Source organism: Labrenzia sp. 011, from assembly GCF_003075075.1.
Taxonomy (GTDB): Bacteria; Pseudomonadota; Alphaproteobacteria; order Rhizobiales; family Stappiaceae; genus Roseibium.
Genome location: NZ_QCYM01000032.1, coordinates 1 through 15585, shown reverse-complemented (window position 1 = coordinate 15585; position 15585 = coordinate 1). Strand labels below are relative to the sequence as shown.

General features: G+C 59.4%; 14 protein-coding genes. 5 read left to right on the top strand and 9 right to left on the bottom strand.

The features are described 5' to 3' along the window. The first annotated feature begins 102 nt into the window (after positions 1 to 102). The 3 genes from DCO57_RS21300 to DCO57_RS21290 all read left to right on the top strand — a co-directional run bounded on the left by DCO57_RS21300 (position 103) and on the right by DCO57_RS21290 (position 2263). A complete protein-coding gene (locus DCO57_RS21300; protein WP_116700940.1) occupies positions 103 to 324 on the top strand; it encodes a NepR family anti-sigma factor in 222 nt (73 codons plus the stop codon). Further along, positions 321 to 875, top strand: coding sequence for a sigma-70 family RNA polymerase sigma factor (locus DCO57_RS21295; RefSeq protein WP_116700939.1), 555 nt, complete (start codon positions 321 to 323; stop codon positions 873 to 875). The genes DCO57_RS21300 and DCO57_RS21295 overlap by 4 nt, the downstream gene beginning before the upstream one ends. Before the next feature lie 80 nt (positions 876 to 955). Continuing rightward, positions 956 to 2263: a DUF2254 domain-containing protein gene (locus DCO57_RS21290; RefSeq protein ID WP_116700938.1), complete on the top strand. Its 1308-nt coding sequence runs from the start codon at positions 956 to 958 to the stop codon at positions 2261 to 2263. 96 nt (positions 2264 to 2359) lie between these two features. Here the strand turns inward: DCO57_RS21290 and DCO57_RS21285 are convergent, their stop codons facing one another. Next, positions 2360 to 2530 carry a DUF1328 domain-containing protein gene (locus DCO57_RS21285; protein ID WP_116700937.1) on the bottom strand — a complete coding sequence of 57 codons (171 nt, stop codon included), beginning with the start codon at positions 2528 to 2530 and terminating at the stop codon, positions 2360 to 2362. A gap of 180 nt (positions 2531 to 2710) precedes the next feature. On the opposite strand from DCO57_RS21285, the gene DCO57_RS21280 reads away from it, so the two are divergent. Both DCO57_RS21280 and DCO57_RS21275 read left to right on the top strand, forming a co-directional pair. Continuing rightward, positions 2711 to 2896, top strand: a complete 186-nt coding sequence (locus DCO57_RS21280) for a PLD nuclease N-terminal domain-containing protein (RefSeq protein ID WP_116700936.1) — start codon at positions 2711 to 2713, stop codon at positions 2894 to 2896. A gap of 122 nt (positions 2897 to 3018) precedes the next feature. After that, complete coding sequence (locus DCO57_RS21275) at positions 3019 to 3987, top strand: PRC-barrel domain-containing protein (protein ID WP_116700935.1); 969 nt, start codon at positions 3019 to 3021, stop codon at positions 3985 to 3987. A 105-nt stretch (positions 3988 to 4092) separates the two neighbouring features. Here DCO57_RS21275 and DCO57_RS21270 read toward each other — a convergent pair whose 3' ends face one another. From DCO57_RS21270 to DCO57_RS21235, 8 genes are all read right to left on the bottom strand, one after another. After that, positions 4093 to 4770, bottom strand: a complete 678-nt coding sequence (locus DCO57_RS21270; protein ID WP_116700934.1) for a hypothetical protein — start codon at positions 4768 to 4770, stop codon at positions 4093 to 4095. Between the two features lie 208 nt (positions 4771 to 4978). Further along, on the bottom strand, positions 4979 to 5560 hold the full coding sequence (locus DCO57_RS21265; RefSeq protein ID WP_165814804.1) for an exopolysaccharide biosynthesis protein: 582 nt from the start codon (positions 5558 to 5560) through the stop codon (positions 4979 to 4981). A gap of 100 nt (positions 5561 to 5660) precedes the next feature. Beyond that, positions 5661 to 6146 carry a DUF992 domain-containing protein gene (locus tag DCO57_RS21260; RefSeq protein WP_116700932.1) on the bottom strand — a complete coding sequence of 162 codons (486 nt, stop codon included), beginning with the start codon at positions 6144 to 6146 and terminating at the stop codon, positions 5661 to 5663. Positions 6147 to 6726: 580 nt separating this feature from the next. Next, on the bottom strand, positions 6727 to 8511 hold the full coding sequence (locus DCO57_RS21255) for a tetratricopeptide repeat protein (RefSeq protein ID WP_116700931.1): 1785 nt from the start codon (positions 8509 to 8511) through the stop codon (positions 6727 to 6729). Continuing rightward, on the bottom strand, positions 8490 to 9596 hold the full coding sequence (locus DCO57_RS21250) for a glycosyl hydrolase family 8 (RefSeq protein WP_116700930.1): 1107 nt from the start codon (positions 9594 to 9596) through the stop codon (positions 8490 to 8492). The genes DCO57_RS21255 and DCO57_RS21250 overlap by 22 nt, the downstream gene beginning before the upstream one ends. A 1-nt stretch (position 9597) precedes the next feature. Then, entirely contained in the window at positions 9598 to 11880 is a 2283-nt protein-coding gene (locus tag DCO57_RS21245; protein ID WP_116700929.1) for a cellulose biosynthesis cyclic di-GMP-binding regulatory protein BcsB, read from the bottom strand. Between the two features lie 8 nt (positions 11881 to 11888). Next, complete coding sequence (gene bcsA / locus DCO57_RS21240) at positions 11889 to 14144, bottom strand: UDP-forming cellulose synthase catalytic subunit (RefSeq protein ID WP_116700928.1); 2256 nt, start codon at positions 14142 to 14144, stop codon at positions 11889 to 11891. Between the two features lie 22 nt (positions 14145 to 14166). Continuing rightward, on the bottom strand, positions 14167 to 15318 hold the full coding sequence (locus DCO57_RS21235; protein WP_116700927.1) for a helix-turn-helix transcriptional regulator: 1152 nt from the start codon (positions 15316 to 15318) through the stop codon (positions 14167 to 14169). Positions 15319 to 15585 lie beyond the last annotated feature (267 nt).

Genomic DNA, 15585 nt, shown 5'->3' with positions numbered 1-15585 from the left:
CGTAACTTGAAAAAAAGTTCCGAACATCGGGAACTTTTTTTTACGGTCGGCGTTATTTTACCAGATACGGGTTCCGGCCCCAACATGAACTAGGAACAAGCGATGGCAAGCAAGACACACCCGAAGCAGGCCGCTTCCGATTTCGGAACAATCACTCCGACGGCCGGGGCAACGAAAAAAGAAGACTGGATCGGCAGCCAGCTCAAGAAGGTTTATGACGAGGCCCTGTCGGAAACCATTCCGGACGACATGCTCGAGCTGCTTTCCTCGCTGGATGATCCGGAGTCCGAGGAAGAGACCTCCGACGAGGAGATCGCCGAATGAGCAACGCGAAATTCAAGGAAGACCTCGTTGCTTCCATTCCGCGCTTGCGGGCATTTGCCCGTTCGATCAGCGGCAACCGTGACCGGGCGGACGATCTGGTCCAGGAAACCCTGGCGAAGGCGATCGCCAACAGGGACAAGTTCACCGATGGCACCAATCTGACCGCCTGGCTGATCACCATCCTCAGGAACCAGTACTATACGGTCGGCAGGAAGCTGCAGCGCGAAGTGGCCGATCCCGACGGTGAACATGCCGCGTCTCTGGAATCCAAACCCCAGCAGAACGGCCACCTCGAAATGCGGGACTTTCTCAGCGCCCTCCAGGTCCTGCCCGACGACCAGCGCGAAGCGCTGATCCTCATCGGTGCCAGCGGCTTTTCCTACGAAGAGGCCGCCGAAATTCTTGGTGTGAAGATCGGAACCGTCAAGAGCCGTGTCTCCCGCGCCCGTCTGCGCCTGGAAGACCTGATGAACGGAACCGAACATTTCGAGCGCTCGGAACTGGCCATCGCCGAATCCACGAACATGATCAACGCTGCCTTGACCGTCTGACCCCGCGCGGTCCGAATTCCCGGACCGCATTCACCGCCGCGCGGAATGGATGCGCGGCCTTGCACGCAGGGACCGCAGTCATGGTTCTGGCCTACCGCGAAAATGCCCGTGAACAGGCCCTGATCAGACTGTTCAAGGGGTTCCTCTTCATTCCGGTCTGCATCGCGCTCCTCGGCGCCTTTTTCGCGCTCTTCGCCCTGCTTGTCGACGATCTGGCTCTCCTCAAAGGAGTCTTCGACGCAATCGGGTTCGAGGTGATCGGCGCGGCCGGTGCCCGCTCCGTGTTGTCGACCATCGCCGGCGCCATGATGTCGGTGATCAGTCTCGTCTATTCCCTGACGCTGGTTGTCTTTACCCTTGCTGCCGGAAATATATCGCCGAGGCTGCTGGAAACATTCGCCAGCAACCGCACCACGCAGGTGACCATCGGCCTGCTGGGCGCGACATTCCTCTACGCGCTTCTGGTGCTGTTCATGATCGACGGATCCCGCGACGTCCGGTTTTCGGTCACCGTATCGATCGCCCTTGCGGCCGTGAGCTTCTTCTGGCTGGTGTATTTCGTCAATGATGTCGCCAGCCGGATCCGGATCGACACCGAGATCGGCAGGATCCAGGCGTCGCTGCGCACGTCCATCGACACTCTTCTGTCGAGCGAACCCCGCGAAAAGCCAAATGACCGGGACGCGATCCCCTCCCTTCCCATCCACCCGGTTCCCGCGACCGGCAGTGGCTATGTCACCTTCATCGACAGCGCCAGACTGATTTCCCTTGCCGGGGACCTGGACGGTTTCGTGGAAGTGCTCGTCCCTCCCGGTGCGTTCGTCATAGAAGACATGCCGATTGCCGAAATCCGCACCAGCGCCGAGCAGCCGGACATCGAGAAATTCCGCCATGCCTTCCGGGTGGGAAAGGCCCGGGCGCCGGAGGGCGATATCCAGTTCTCGGTCCACCTGATGGTCGAGATCGCACTCCGGGCCCTGTCTCCCGGTGTCAACGATGCCTATACGGCCATCAGCGCGATCGACCACCTGTCGGCCTCGCTGGCGCGCATCCTGCAGCGCGGCGCGCCCAGTTCGCTGCTGCAGGACGACGCGGAAACGCCGAGGCTCTGGCTGAATCTGCTGCCCGTGAGGGATATTCTCAATGCCGCCATGCGGCCCCTGCGGCAGTCCTCGGCAACCAACATCCTGGTGCTGGATCACCTCATCACCGCGCTCGACAAGATGGCCCGCGTCTGCCGGTCCGAACACCTGCCGCTTCTGGAAACCCAGCTTCTGAACATTGCCTCGGACGCAAATCTTGCGATCCGCAGCCGGCCCGATCGCAAGCAGATCGCCGACTGTCTGAGATCGGCGCGCCGCACGATCAGCAAGAAGAAGTCCGCGTAACACCCCGGAACCGGTCCGCGAACCGCCATCCTTCCGGCAAAAGACATCAAAAAAGGGCGCCCGAAGCGCCCTTTTGCAATCCCTGGCGAACCGTCGTCAGGCCCTGCGTCCCCGCAAGGCATGCGCAACGACCGAGATCAGGAACAGGGCAATCGCGACGAAAAAGATCAGTTTCGCGATGGATACGGCGGTCCCGGCAATACCGCCGAAACCGAGAACGGCTGCAATCAGTGCAACCACCAGAAAAAACAACGCCCAGGAAAGCATGGCAACATCCTTCTATTGAGTTACCTGACCTCAACGCATCACTTGCGCAATTGTTCCCTGCCCATGCGGTTTCCGTCCCTGCCATCCAGCATCACCGATTTCTTTTCGGAACCTTTTGTCCTCCGCTCGCGTTTCAGAACCAGTCGCAAATATCAATTTGGTTCAATTCGGAGATTTGTCATGGAATATGGAATTTTGGGTCTGATCATTCTGGTCCTGGACATCTATGCAATCATCAAGGTTCTCGGGAGCGGCGCTTCGACAGTGGCCAAGCTCCTCTGGATTCTCGGGATCATCGTCTTCCCGGTTGTCGGCTTCATCGTCTGGCTTCTGGCCGGCCCCAAGGGCGCCACAGCAACTATATAAGAAAATAAAATTTAAGAAATACGCGCCTTATGGCGCGTATTTTTTTTGGGAACTCAAACGCCACTCGAAAGTTTACTGAGTGTCACATGAGATTTCAAACAGAAATCAGGAAGGACTAAATAATGTTTCGCAATTTGCTTGCATCGACCGCCGTCGCAGCTCTGATGACCACCGGAGCGCTTGCCCAGACCGCAACTCCGCCCCAGAAGGGCCATGACCGCGCCGTCGAAGACAACATCCGCGTTTACGAATTCGAATTCCAGACCCTCGCGACCGACGCGACGAATGGCATCCTGGCTTCCAACATGATCGGTAAATCCGTCATGTCCGGCGAGACCGATGACGCTGATGATATCGGCGACATCAACGACGTTGTCATCGGCCGTGACGGCAAGGTACACGCCGTGATCGTCGGTGTTGGCGGGTTCCTCGGCATCGCCGAAAAGGATGTCGCCGTCGAATTCGAACGTCTGTCCTTCGTTGCAAAGGATGACGGCGAGTTCGATATCGCGACCGACGCCACCAGGGAAGAGCTGGAAAACGCGGCCACTTACGAACGTCCGGACCACATTCCGAACTGGATGGAAACCTCGTCTCTCCGTGATGAAATGGACCAGGTTGCCGAAGGCACCGACGAGATGACGGACTCGGTTCGCACGGAAGCTGTCGACCCCGCCAGAAAGCGGATCGACGAGACGCGCGACAGCGCTTCTGCCGAAGACTCCGCTCTGGCCGACGACGAAGCCAACGACATGGCAGGCGCCATGACCCAGGTCGATGCCGCCACGATCTCGACGGCCGCGCTGATAGGCACAGAAGTGCAGGCCGGCAACGAATCCGACATCGGTGAGGTATCTCAGGTTCTGCTCGATGAGGACGGCCAGGCCAAGGCAGTCATCATCGACGTCGGCGGTTTCCTCGGCTTCGGCGAAAAGCCGGTTGCCGTGGCGTTCGACAGCCTGAAGCTGTACGAGACGGACAACGGCGACCTGATGATCACCGTACCGTTCACCAAATCGGACCTGGAAAATGCCGAAACCTTCGACCCGGCTGCTTTCAAGTCCAATCCGGACGGCGCGATGCTGCGTTAACGGATCAGGGCCTGTGCCCGGATCGTTGATTTGCCGACAAATAGCGGGCTGCGAAAGCAGCCCGCTATTTTTTCGATCCGGATTGTCTCCCCGGGATCCGGACGGCTACTGGAATGTCACGGTGTCGAAAGCCAGTGACGCACTGGTTTCGAATATGTCGTCCACTTTCCTGATCCGTCCCTGCCGCGGATGGCCGACGGCAATGCCGATAATACCGTTTCGGGTCTCCGGCCGCGCCAAAGCGACAAGCCGGACGATCAACCGGTCTCCCTCCTTGTTCACGAAACTCCCGACGATTTCGGCGGCAGGCAGATTGCCGATCAGCACTTCACGCCGGACGTTCAGCCGTGTGTCCTGATCTGCGCCCAGCTTCTTCAACAATTCGACAGCCAGATGATCCCCAACCTTTAGCCGCATGTCCGGATCATCGGTCTTCAAGGTGTAGGTGACGATCTGAAGAGAGGAAAAAATGTTCCTCTCGGCGTCGTCGGTCGTGAAATAGATTTTGATCGGGCCACCACCGGAAGGCTTGGCCTGAGCGCTGATCTTCTGACCTTGGCGGCGTGGGGCGGCCAGGCTGAAGGCCACGGGGACGTCCACCTGGTGTTTGTCGGCGAAGTCCGCATCCACCGAATAGATCGTCGACAGGCTGATGCCACGGGCCTCGAATGGTGTCAGATTGACCGATCCCTCGGCCCGGATCTGTTGGGCAGACACTTCAGCAGACACACCCGTGATGAAGGCCAGCGCAGTCGCCGCGATGGCAAGAGCGGCATCCCTCATGGTTCCCTCCCCTCCCCGTACAGGCAGATGTTCATCCAGTTCTGATTTTAGCAGATAGCATTCAAAATTGCGCCCCGGGAGCGCCGCCTGGTGCGGACAACAGGATGCGCGCCTCTATGGCCACGCCGCAGGCCATTGGGCCGCATCGTCCCTTGATCCTGCTTCAGTGCGCGGCAGATCAACCAGCGCGCATGCGTGGAAAACACTGCTACGCCACGAAATAGCCCAGCACGCCCAGGGCCACCGCCGAAAGCACCAGTCCGAAGAGCGTCACCACGCCATCCCTTGTCAGCAGGCCGAGCGACAGAAGGACGATGGCGCCGCCCGGCAGCGCGGGCAGTACGGGAATGAATGTCGCGGGATAGACAAGCACGGCCAGAAGCACGCACAGTCCGGCGACAAAGCGTGTCATCGAATTTCCGGTCAGAAATGTCAGCCGCCGTCCGAGAAACCTGTCGACCGTCTTTGCGTGCGGACGCAGCCTCTCGACAGCAGAGATCATCTTGTCCCTGGGCAATTCCCTTTTCCTGAGAAAGGATGGCAGCCAGATCTCGCTCGAACCGATGATCACCTGGACAGCGACGAGCACAATGACCGTGGACAAGCCGATATGAATGCCGGGGATGGCGCCGAGGGGCGAAACCATCGCGAAAGCGGGCAAAAACAGCAGCGGGCCCGCCGCCCGGCTGCCCGTGACCCGCAGTAGCGATCCCGCATTCGCTCCACCGTTGCGGACCTCCCGCTCCCAGGCATCAAGAAGACCTGAAATGGACTCGTCTTGTACGGGCATGTCAGTCCCTCCTGGTCGAAAGCGGCGAGAAGTCATCAGCCGGCAAAATAAAAGGGCCGGCAAAGCCGACCCTCTTCAGAAACAGTTGGCAGTCGATCGATCAACTGACCGACTTCAGCGACAGGTAGCTGACACCCAGGGTCAGGTTGGTTCCCGTCTGGCTCTCAACACTGACCGGATTGAGCGCGATCGACTTGTCGAAACCACCGATCAGGGCGTTGGCCTTCACCCCTGCACCGAGGCTTGCACCGGCGGTGACGCCACCGTATTCCCCTTCAAGGGCACCGGCTTCCATGTCCGCGCTCGGCGCCAGAACGCCCCAGACAAGGGTCGCATTGGTCGTCGTGCCGATATCCAGGCCGAACTCCCGCACGGTCCCGGTGTAATAGGCCGCCTGGCCGCCATTGGCCGGTTCAAAGGTGCAGTTGAGAGCTGCATTGGAGCCGACGATGAAATTCGTTTCACCTTCAACCGCGCAGGTCAGCGTTCCGATCTTGACGCCGGCACCTGTGTCCGCCGCGATGACAGGTGTTGCCAGCAGCGTTGCACCGGTCAATGCCAGAGCGATCTTGTTGAGCCGTTTCATGAATGTCTCCTGAGTGATCGGGAGAGTCGTCCGGTTTCGACCGCCGGCTCCCGTTTCCTGGAGCCGGCACCTGCCGACCCCCGATGACAGGAAAACGAAACGCCCCGGCAAGAGTTCCCGGAAAAAATTGATTGCGCCCTATCGGTGCCAGCCGGATGCGGATGGAGATGGTTTGCCGTCCCGGCCTTGAGCCGGGGCCTCGTCCGGGTGCCGGAAGGTCCCGGCTCAAGGTCGGGGCGGCGGAGCCGGCGATCCGTCCCGCAGATCCAGATCGAAGCCCGCCTGTCTGATTGAGATGTGGCACTGTTCTATGGGATGAAAACCCGTTTGGCATCATGGCCATTCGCGGCCTCCCGGGAAGGATCTCCCACGTTCCGCGCCGCGCTTCCGGTGATCGCACCGGGGGAAGTCCTGTCAGCGCGACCCACCCCGGCCTGCCGGGAAACGGGTTCCGGCAGGCTGACGAAGACGGCATCAACATACCGCCGGACGCTGTGCCGCCGACCGGTTCCGGATCGGGAAAGCGGGAAGACAGCAACAGAGCCCGGCCGAGCTTCAGGCGGAGACTTTCCGGCCGTCGTCACTGGTATTTGTACATGGCCTTTTCGGAGAACCACTTGCCCTGACGGGTCTCCTTTGTGGAGCGCTGGGCGTCGGCCGCCGCAAAGATCTTGTGCGCTTCCTTGCTTCTGCCGCTGTTGAAGAGCGCCCAGCCCCGCAGGAGCTGGCTCGTGCGGCTTTCCCGGCCGCGCAAGGCATTGCGTTCCAGCAGGGCGACCGCTTCCTTGTATTTCCCGGAGTTGAACGCCTCGCGGGCCGAAGACAAGGAGGAATTCGAATAACTTCCCCCGCCGCCCGACTTCTTTCGCGACGAGCTTGCAGAGGCCGTGCGCACGCTCTTGAGTGCCGCAACAGCAGGAAAGTCCCCCGACCAGTCGGCAATGAGCTGGTTATGGCGCTTTGTCTGCTTGTTGCGCTGGGCCACCAGAATGAGGCCGACAACGGCGGCTTCATTGGGATGAAACTTCATGGATTTGTCGAACCAGGTTTCTGCTTCCTCGAAATCGTAGAGCTCATAGAAATGCCAGCCCAGAACCTGCGCGCCGTTGGCGGATTCAGCTTCCTCGATGGCATTGGCAAATCTGGACAGGCGTTTGAAATCGAGCTCCCGCTCCAGATTGTCGAGGATCTGGATCGACATCACCTCCAGATAGGCCTTGAGAATGAGCGGATCCTTGCGCCGGTTGTCGTAAGCTAGGTTTTCCGCCTCTTCGAAATCGCCCGCCCCCTTCAGCGAGATGACGATCCCTTCCAGCGATTTTACCGAAGGTCTGAGTTTCAGGGAAGTCCGGAACCATTCCGCAGCCTGTTCGTAGTCCTGGCGGGAATAATAGTACCAGCCAAGGAGTTCGGCATCGCCGGGATTCTGCTGCAGCTTTGCCGAACGGGTGAGCGCTTCCAGATCGGCCCGGTCGACAAGCAGCAGCTCGTCGGCAGCCGCCTTTCCGACTTCGCCGCGTACGAAATCGAGAAAGATCTCGTTGAACTCCGATTGTCCGTCAAGACCGGCCCGGCCGAGCGCGATCAGTTTTTCAACCGCCTGACGCGGCAGAACTTCCACAGCCTTTTGAACCGTGGCGACACGTTCTTCGGAATTGGAGCAATTGGCCAGAATATACTGATAGGCGGCAAAGGCTTCCGTTTCGCGTCCGGTCTTGTACAGGGCTTCGGCCGTCCGCCAGATCATGTCCATTTCCTGGCAGACCAGCAGCGTCGGGTTCTTTGTAACCGTCTTGACGACTTCCGCGTAGTTTCCCATCTCGGATGCATTGACGACAGCTCTGCGGGCCTCGGCATTCATGACCTGACGCCGCAATTCACCCGAAGGTGCATAGCCCGGGTAGAGCTGGATGAACTCCCGGATCTTTGCGTAAAGTTCCTGCGTCTTGCCGGCGGAGAAGAGATCCCAGAGAGGCTGCTCGTTCACGACGGTCTTGTTGGAATCGAAAATGTCTTCCGGCGGCTCCCAGTCCGGGTAGAGGCTCTTCAACCGGTTGATCTCCGCCGAAACCCGGCCGATTTCCCCGTTGTGGGCGTAATATCGCAAGGCGGATTCATCCACCCGCGGACCGGCTGAAGCAGTCCCCGGCGCATCGGCCGCCGGTGCAGGATCGGGCAACCCCAGCGCGAAAGGTTCGGCACTGCGGACCGTCGGGGAAGTTTGCGCGCCGGCCGAAAGCGACAGGGCAAAAGGTGAATTGCTGGTCTGCGCCGGGGCGGTTTCCCAGGGCGCCGTCTGCGCCTGTGCGGCACTTCCTGCGAGCACCATGCCCAGGACGGTGATTATCCTTCTTGAGACAAACATTGCGGATACCTCTCGGCTAAAGCCAGAACAGTGAAAATCTGTAGGGTCGATGAATAATAGGGGTCTGCGCCGACGCGCAGCAGCCCGGGAGGAAAGGGCTCGGACGTGTCCATGCAGCGGGTCAGTGCGGCAATCGCCGCAAATCCCTTGCCGCCCATGACGCTTTTGATTTCCCCGGAAACGACATGCACCACATGGGGACCGCCTGGGGCGTCGAAGCCCTTCAGGGCCGCGAAATCCGCAACCTTTTTCTCCCGGTACGCATTTGCCGAGAGCGCCAGATAAAGCGGGATGCGAATTGCGTTGTAGCCGAACTCCGGCGGAAACTTTTCCGATGGGTCCAGCTTTATTCCCGACACATCGACCCAGTCAGGAGGCAGATAGCTGGGCGCGCGCTGCGAGAGATCGAGTACTTCCTCGCCCACGACGGCGATTTCCTCCCAGTTGGCGGATGTGTCGAAACGGGCCACCGCCTCCAGCGCGGGATAGACCCAATAGGAAGGATTGAGCGTGAATTCCTTCCCGTTGGCGGAACTGAAGCCGCTTTCGCCAGGCAGCAGGACGGGACCGAAGCCGGTGTCGCGAACGAGCTTTTCGGCAATATCCTTCAGCACCAGCCTGGCGGAGTTGAGATCCTCGTTGTCGCCCCAGCTCTTGTAGGCCTCGACGAGCCCCCAGGCGATCAGGAGATCGCCATCGGTTGCATTGTTGCTATCGGCGACATTCGGGCCCTTGTCCGTATGCTCCACTTTCCACGCGAACAGGTGATCCTTGCGCACCTGCAGGGTTTCGAACGTGTAGTCGCGAATACGCCCGAAAAGCGCACGGTCGTCGGCTGCAACCGCCAGGACCATGCCGTAGCCCTGACTTTCGCTGTGGCTGATGCCCTTGTTGCCATCGTCGATCACGGCACCTTCAGCCGTCACGAACCGCTGCACATATTCGCGCCATGCCGACTTCAGCCAGAGCGAGACAGCCTCGTTTTCCCGGGCGCTTTGACCGATCACCTCGCTGGCGCCGGCAGGGGAAATCCCGCCGGCGGATATCATGGAGACGAGCACTGCCACGCAAAGCAACTTCGCCATTTCACCGGCCCGAGTTCTTGAGGGCGACGAAATAGACGAAGCCGAGAGAAACGCAGAATGCCGCCATGAACAGTACGAAGGAGAGCATGTTGTGCGAGATCACACCGGCAACCACCAGCCTCGTGTTGCGCCAGTCGGAGGGATTGGCCACCGTGGCGAAATAGCCGGGCTCGGAGAAGCGCTCGGACACGACCTGGCCCGTGGACGCCTTGTAGAGCGAGGTATCGCCGCTCAGCCAGGACAGCCTGTTCTTTTCCAGAATAGCGCTCACGCCTGTCCTGATGTCTTCACTGCCCAAACCGGTGACGACCGTCCAGGCATCCTGCTTCACCGGCGCCCCCATGAAGGCCACCCAGCGCTCTTCCGCAGACAGGTCGGTTGTTCGTTGCGCGAACAGCACATCCCGGGGCTGCAGGTCGAATTCCTGGCCCGAATTCGCACCCGGGCTGAGCCGGAACCCCATACCCCGCCAGGCGGATCCGGCATACCGGCGCAGATCGGCCCAGAGACTGTCGTCCCCCTCGCTGATCGCGTCGAGACCGAGCAGCCCCGTGATGCCCCCGCTGCGTATCCGGCGGACATCGTTGATGGTTTCCAGATAGGCCTCCTTCGCGGCACCGGACAGTCTGTCGACCGGGGCAACGATCAGACCCGGCCGTGTCCCGACAAGCGCGGACGACACGACGAGGGACACCGGCCGGACTTCCTGATTGAGCGCGGCCGAGGCCACGACCAGCTGAGCGGCCGTCTCGAGACTGGCCGGATCATTCGCGGGAACCTGAACCAGGGCCGGCCTTGTGTCGGAAGACGCCGGAGCCAGCAGATTCTTGACCGCGACATTCGGAGACACCCTCATTTGCGCGAAGGTATCGAACTCGATGGCCGAATTCTCGGCACTCAGATATAGCCGGTCACCCGAAACCTGTTCCGCCACGTCACAGACAGCATCGCCATCGGTCAGCGCGGAAACCTCGATTCGGACTTCGTTGTAGCCCGGTGAAAATCCGCCCAGCGGAATATTGAGCGGATTGCGCGAGCTGATGCCCGAACGCGTCAGATCGGCCGAAGCAAGCGCCGCTCCATTGGCAAACACCTGCAGCTTGTTGGCGCCGGAGAGATTTCCGAGGGCGTCGATATTCAGACCCAGCGTCGCCTTGCCGTAATCCCCGACAAAGAAATCGTTCGGCAGGTTGAGCGAAAAATCCTGGTGCAGCAGACGTCCGCCGAAACGCTTGCTGGTAACGCCCAGCTGGGAAAGGGTGATGGCCTGTCCGGCCTCCACCTTCTTTCCGAACTTGTTCACGAATGCCGCCACGCCGGCTCTCGAACCGGTGACGGGAAGTCCGGCGAGCCGGGACGTGAGCGCTTCGATCGTCTGATCCAGAGCCAGACGGTTTTCGGCCGACACGATCAGGGCGATCCGTCCCGTTTCAGGAGTCCGCATCAGCGCGAGGCCCGGAATCTCCGACCGGGAACTGCCGATGACGTAACCGGCCTGGGAAAGCTCGGAGCTGGTTCCGACAATGATGTCGAGGCCCGCGCCTGCCCCGGGACGCTCCCGGATGCTGACTGCGGGGTTCTGATATTTGCCGAAGACCGCAATCGACTGCGCCACGGCCAGGGCGCGATCCATATTGCCGATGGCGGCGCTGCCGATCTGGACCAGCTGGATATGCGTCGCACCTTTTTCATTCGTCGGGATGGACCTCAGGATCGCCAGATCGCTCAGCACCTGCGGCTGGCTCCCCGGTCCCGGATCGAACACCAGGCCGGTATTGGCCGGATTCAGAGCCGTCCAGAGTTCATATGTGGCCGGGATCGTGCAATCGACCCTGTGCCGGTGCTCTGCCAGAAAGCGGATTTCGTTGAACCCTTCGACAAGCAGCCCGGGTGGCAGATCGAAGCTGTGCAGCGTGTTCTGCCCGCCCGCCTTCAATTCTATCGCCCCGACAGCCTGGCCATTCACATGGACCGTCAGATGGGAATTTTCCGGGGCGGCGGAAACTGCGGTCAGATAATCGATCTGCAGCTTCCTGTACTTGAGCACCTCGTCGCGCGGCGCGTAGATCGCCATGACCCTTTCGGCCACTTCGCCTTCCAGACGCAGTTGATCGGTGGTCGCGGACAGCCGGCGGATCGCCATCGGGCGAACCGTCTGCGGTTCGAGTATGGACAGATCCACATCCTGGGCCGCTGCCGGCAGCGCCGGAACCGTCATCGCGGTTGCCAGCAGGGCGGCCCTGACCAGGGGCATGGTTTTTACCGAAAACATGTGATGTTTCATGACAATTCTCACTCTGCAGGTGTCAGCAGGGTTTCAGGCAGCTCCTGTGCGCCCGCCGCGGGCTTGCGGCGCAGACCGGAACGCAGCAGGGACAGGACGGCAAGCATGGGGATACGGATCCCCGCACTCAGCGCCCAGCGCGCGATGCGCAGGCTCCCGGACAGGACCGACGACCCGGAAAGTTTCCGGTTGTGCAGGGCTTTCGGGATGGTCAGGTCGGAGTAGATCAGGTCACTCGAGGCCATCGCGCAATTCGCGACGCTGTCCACGTAACCGGCTCCGAGCATCATGCCGGCATTGCCTGCACGCTGCGAAGCGATGCGGACCCGCACCGTTTGCTCCTCCGGGGACATGACCTCCCGTCCGTCCTTGTCCGCCGCGCCCCGGCTCTTCCTGGAAGGCATGAACTTGAGCACGCCGGTATCGCCGAGAATATTGCCACCCTCGGGCATCTTCTCGAGCTGCATGAGCACACCGTTGGTATTGGCCTCCTTCAGGACAACCGGCAGGGTTTCGTTGTGAAGCTGCAGGACGGCGGCACGATTGGTCAGGATACGCGGCGCGGTGCGAACCTCCTTGCGCTCAAGGATCGCTCCGAGAGCCGCTCCCGAAATCAGCAGGTTGAACACCTGCCAGACACCGACCACGGTCAGCAGCACGCTCTGACCCGGGTCGTGTTCGATGCGCCAGAACAGCACGCCGGTGACGCACAACATGACGGCGAAGAGCACGATATAGGGCCAGGCGAGGACGGAAAGCTGCTCTTCCTCCAGGGTTTCCCCCTTGGATGTCACGTTGAATTTCGGCGCCCTCGGATTGAGGAGCACGGAAATGATCGCGGGAAACAGGAAGATGGATTGAATGTATTCGTAGAGTTCGGAAATCCACGGCCATCTCAACTTGCCGTAGAGACCCGACTGGATTGAAATGACCGCAAGGATATAGGTCATCGTGTAGGCGAGGAATTCCTGTGGCGAGGCAATATAGATCTTCATGTTGAACAGGATGAAGAGCATGGGAGCCAGTATGAAGACCAGCCGCGGGAAGGGAAACAGCCAGAACATGGCGCTCGACATATACGCGATCCGCTGCATGAAATTCAGACCCGGCTTGAAGAGCGGGCTCTTCAGCAGCAGAATCTGCATCATGCCGCGGCACCAGCGGGAGCGCTGGCCGATGAAGGAGGCGATCGTCTCCGGCTGAAGACCTGCGATCATCGGACGGTCGACATATGCGCTCTTCCAGCCACGGGAATGCAGCTCCAGAGCCGTTTCACAGTCCTCGGTAATGGAAACCCCCGAAAAACCGCCGACTTCGTTGAGAGCCGCACGGCGCAGGACCGCGCCCGAGCCGCAGAAGAAGGTCGCATCCCACTTGTCCAGCCCCTTCTGGATCATGCCGTAGAACATGTCATTCTCCGAAGGCATGACGTCGAAGGTGCGCAGATTGCGCTCGACCGGATCCGGATTGAGGAAAAAATGCGGCGTCTGGACAAGGAACATTTTGGGGTCCCTGAAATAGGCGACCGTTTCGCGCAGGAACTCGCGCGCGGGGGCGTGATCGGCGTCGAAGACGACGACCAGATCGCCGACGGACTTGGAAAGCCCGTAGTTCAGGTTGCCGGCCTTGGCATGTTCGTTGCGTTCGCGGGCCACATAGGTCGCGCCCAGATCCTCGCAGATGCGCTGCAGCGCCTCTCGCCGGGCATGCGCCGCCCGGGAGACCGCTCTGTCCGGCGAATTCAGCTTCTGGACGGTCGCCCCGTCGTCGAGAAGATACACCCGGAACTTGTGCTTTGGATAATCCATGTTCAGGGCCGAAGCGATCGTGCAGGCGACCAGACCAGGCTCCTCGTTGTAGCTCGGTATGAAGACATCCACGGTCGGGGCGTCCTCGTCCGTGTCCTGAACCTGGCGCGGTCGCTCGTATCTGTCCGAAACGATGAGCGCCGACAGGAAAAACATGAGAATGCAGAAGAGCTCCGCAGTCAGAAGCACCACACCGGGGACAAAATCATAGAAATTGTCGAAAGGGGGTATCGTCTGGGAAACACGCCAGAAGACATATCGACCGACCAGGATCCCGCCGAGGGACAGAAAGACCACCCGTCCGAGCGTGCCCGGAAAGGCCTTCGCCACATGCATGACCAGCAATACGGAAAGTCCGAGAAAAAGCTGCACTTCGACAGACAACGGAAGCGTGATGATGAAAAACATCACGATGGTCGCCATCGCAGCCAGCGCATACACAGTATACTTTATCATCGCCTGAGCTCCTGATATTTTCTTAATTCATCTCAAGATGAGGAGAGATTGAAATCGCACCCTGAACAATATTGACAAGCTCAACCTGGGAATTGACCCCCAGCCTCTGCTGAGCCATTGCAATATGATTTCTGGCAGTATTGTAACTGATACCAAGAAGCTCGGAGGCCTCTCGCAAAGTTCTTCCTGAAACTATATGTTTTATTATTCTTGCCTGCTGCAGGGTCACACCCGTCATCGACTTGATCAGCAGGGGATTCACGTCGACGGTCGGGATGGACGAGGCAATGACAATTCGTTTTCTGAAGTAGTCCCTGACAGGATCCGACTGCCCGCTCTCCCCTGAAAGGTCGGGGATGCTTTCCACGAAGTACTGGATACCTTCTTTGCTCCGCGAGACACCGGAATCGGAAAATCCGGGAAATCCATTGTCACAGGGCTCCAGGGAAACCGCAGAATCCGCGGACGGGCGAATACAGCTTCGCAACGTGTCCGGGCCGACAAGGCGTCCCTTCGAAACATGGAATTCCCCGGTATCCTGACGAAGCATCTGCGCCGCCGGATTGGAGGTGAGCACATGCCCGTTCCCGTAGATGACCAGCGCCGGATATTTGATGAACTTGATCCAGTAGCCGGTGCTCACCAGATCGATCTTGTTCCGCCCGTAAACCAGGTCCTCGCCGTAAGTCCGGAAACCGCCCCCCACATCCTCGAAATAGGCGACGACACCCTGAAACAGGGGCTCTGAAAATCCGCAGGGGACATGAGCCGCCAGATAGAGCCGCAGGCCGTTTCCAAGATCCACAGTCAGAACGGCGGCCCGGTCCGTTTCCAGGACCGACTTCGAACGCACCTCGGAGGGATGACCGCTAGTGCACCGCAGCACGGAAGGGTCGTAGTAGACGGGGGTACAGGCGTCGCCCTTGAAACTCGAGACGGCGGCGATCTCTTTCGCAAGAAGATCATCCGCTTCCCAACGGCGTCCGTTATTGTCGTAAGTAAAGGTGACCTCGACCTTTCCGGTTTCGACATCCAGTACAAAGACACTGAACACCAGGTAATCAAACCGTTGAGCCAGCGTGAACGGAAAGTCCCGACCACCGCGGGAACGACGCTCCTTGAGCGGTCTCCCAAGGTTTAAATCCTGAGAATAGCTACGAGCTCCGAAATACATATTGACGCCTTTCCATACATATACTCAGCGAATGACTTCACATTAAATTATTCAGAGAAACCCTTTAGTACGTAATCTCGAAAAGCCGAACCAAACACGAAACAAACAAGCGATTTAATAAATTGTTAGGAATTTTATATCTCAAGATCAGGAAATTTACTTTAGTGCGGCTGCACCAATTTTGAGTACAGCTGCAACTATGGTTAACTAGTTAAAAGTTCCTATTGTAGTTTTTCGAAACACATACTTTTTGGCGTAATTCATACC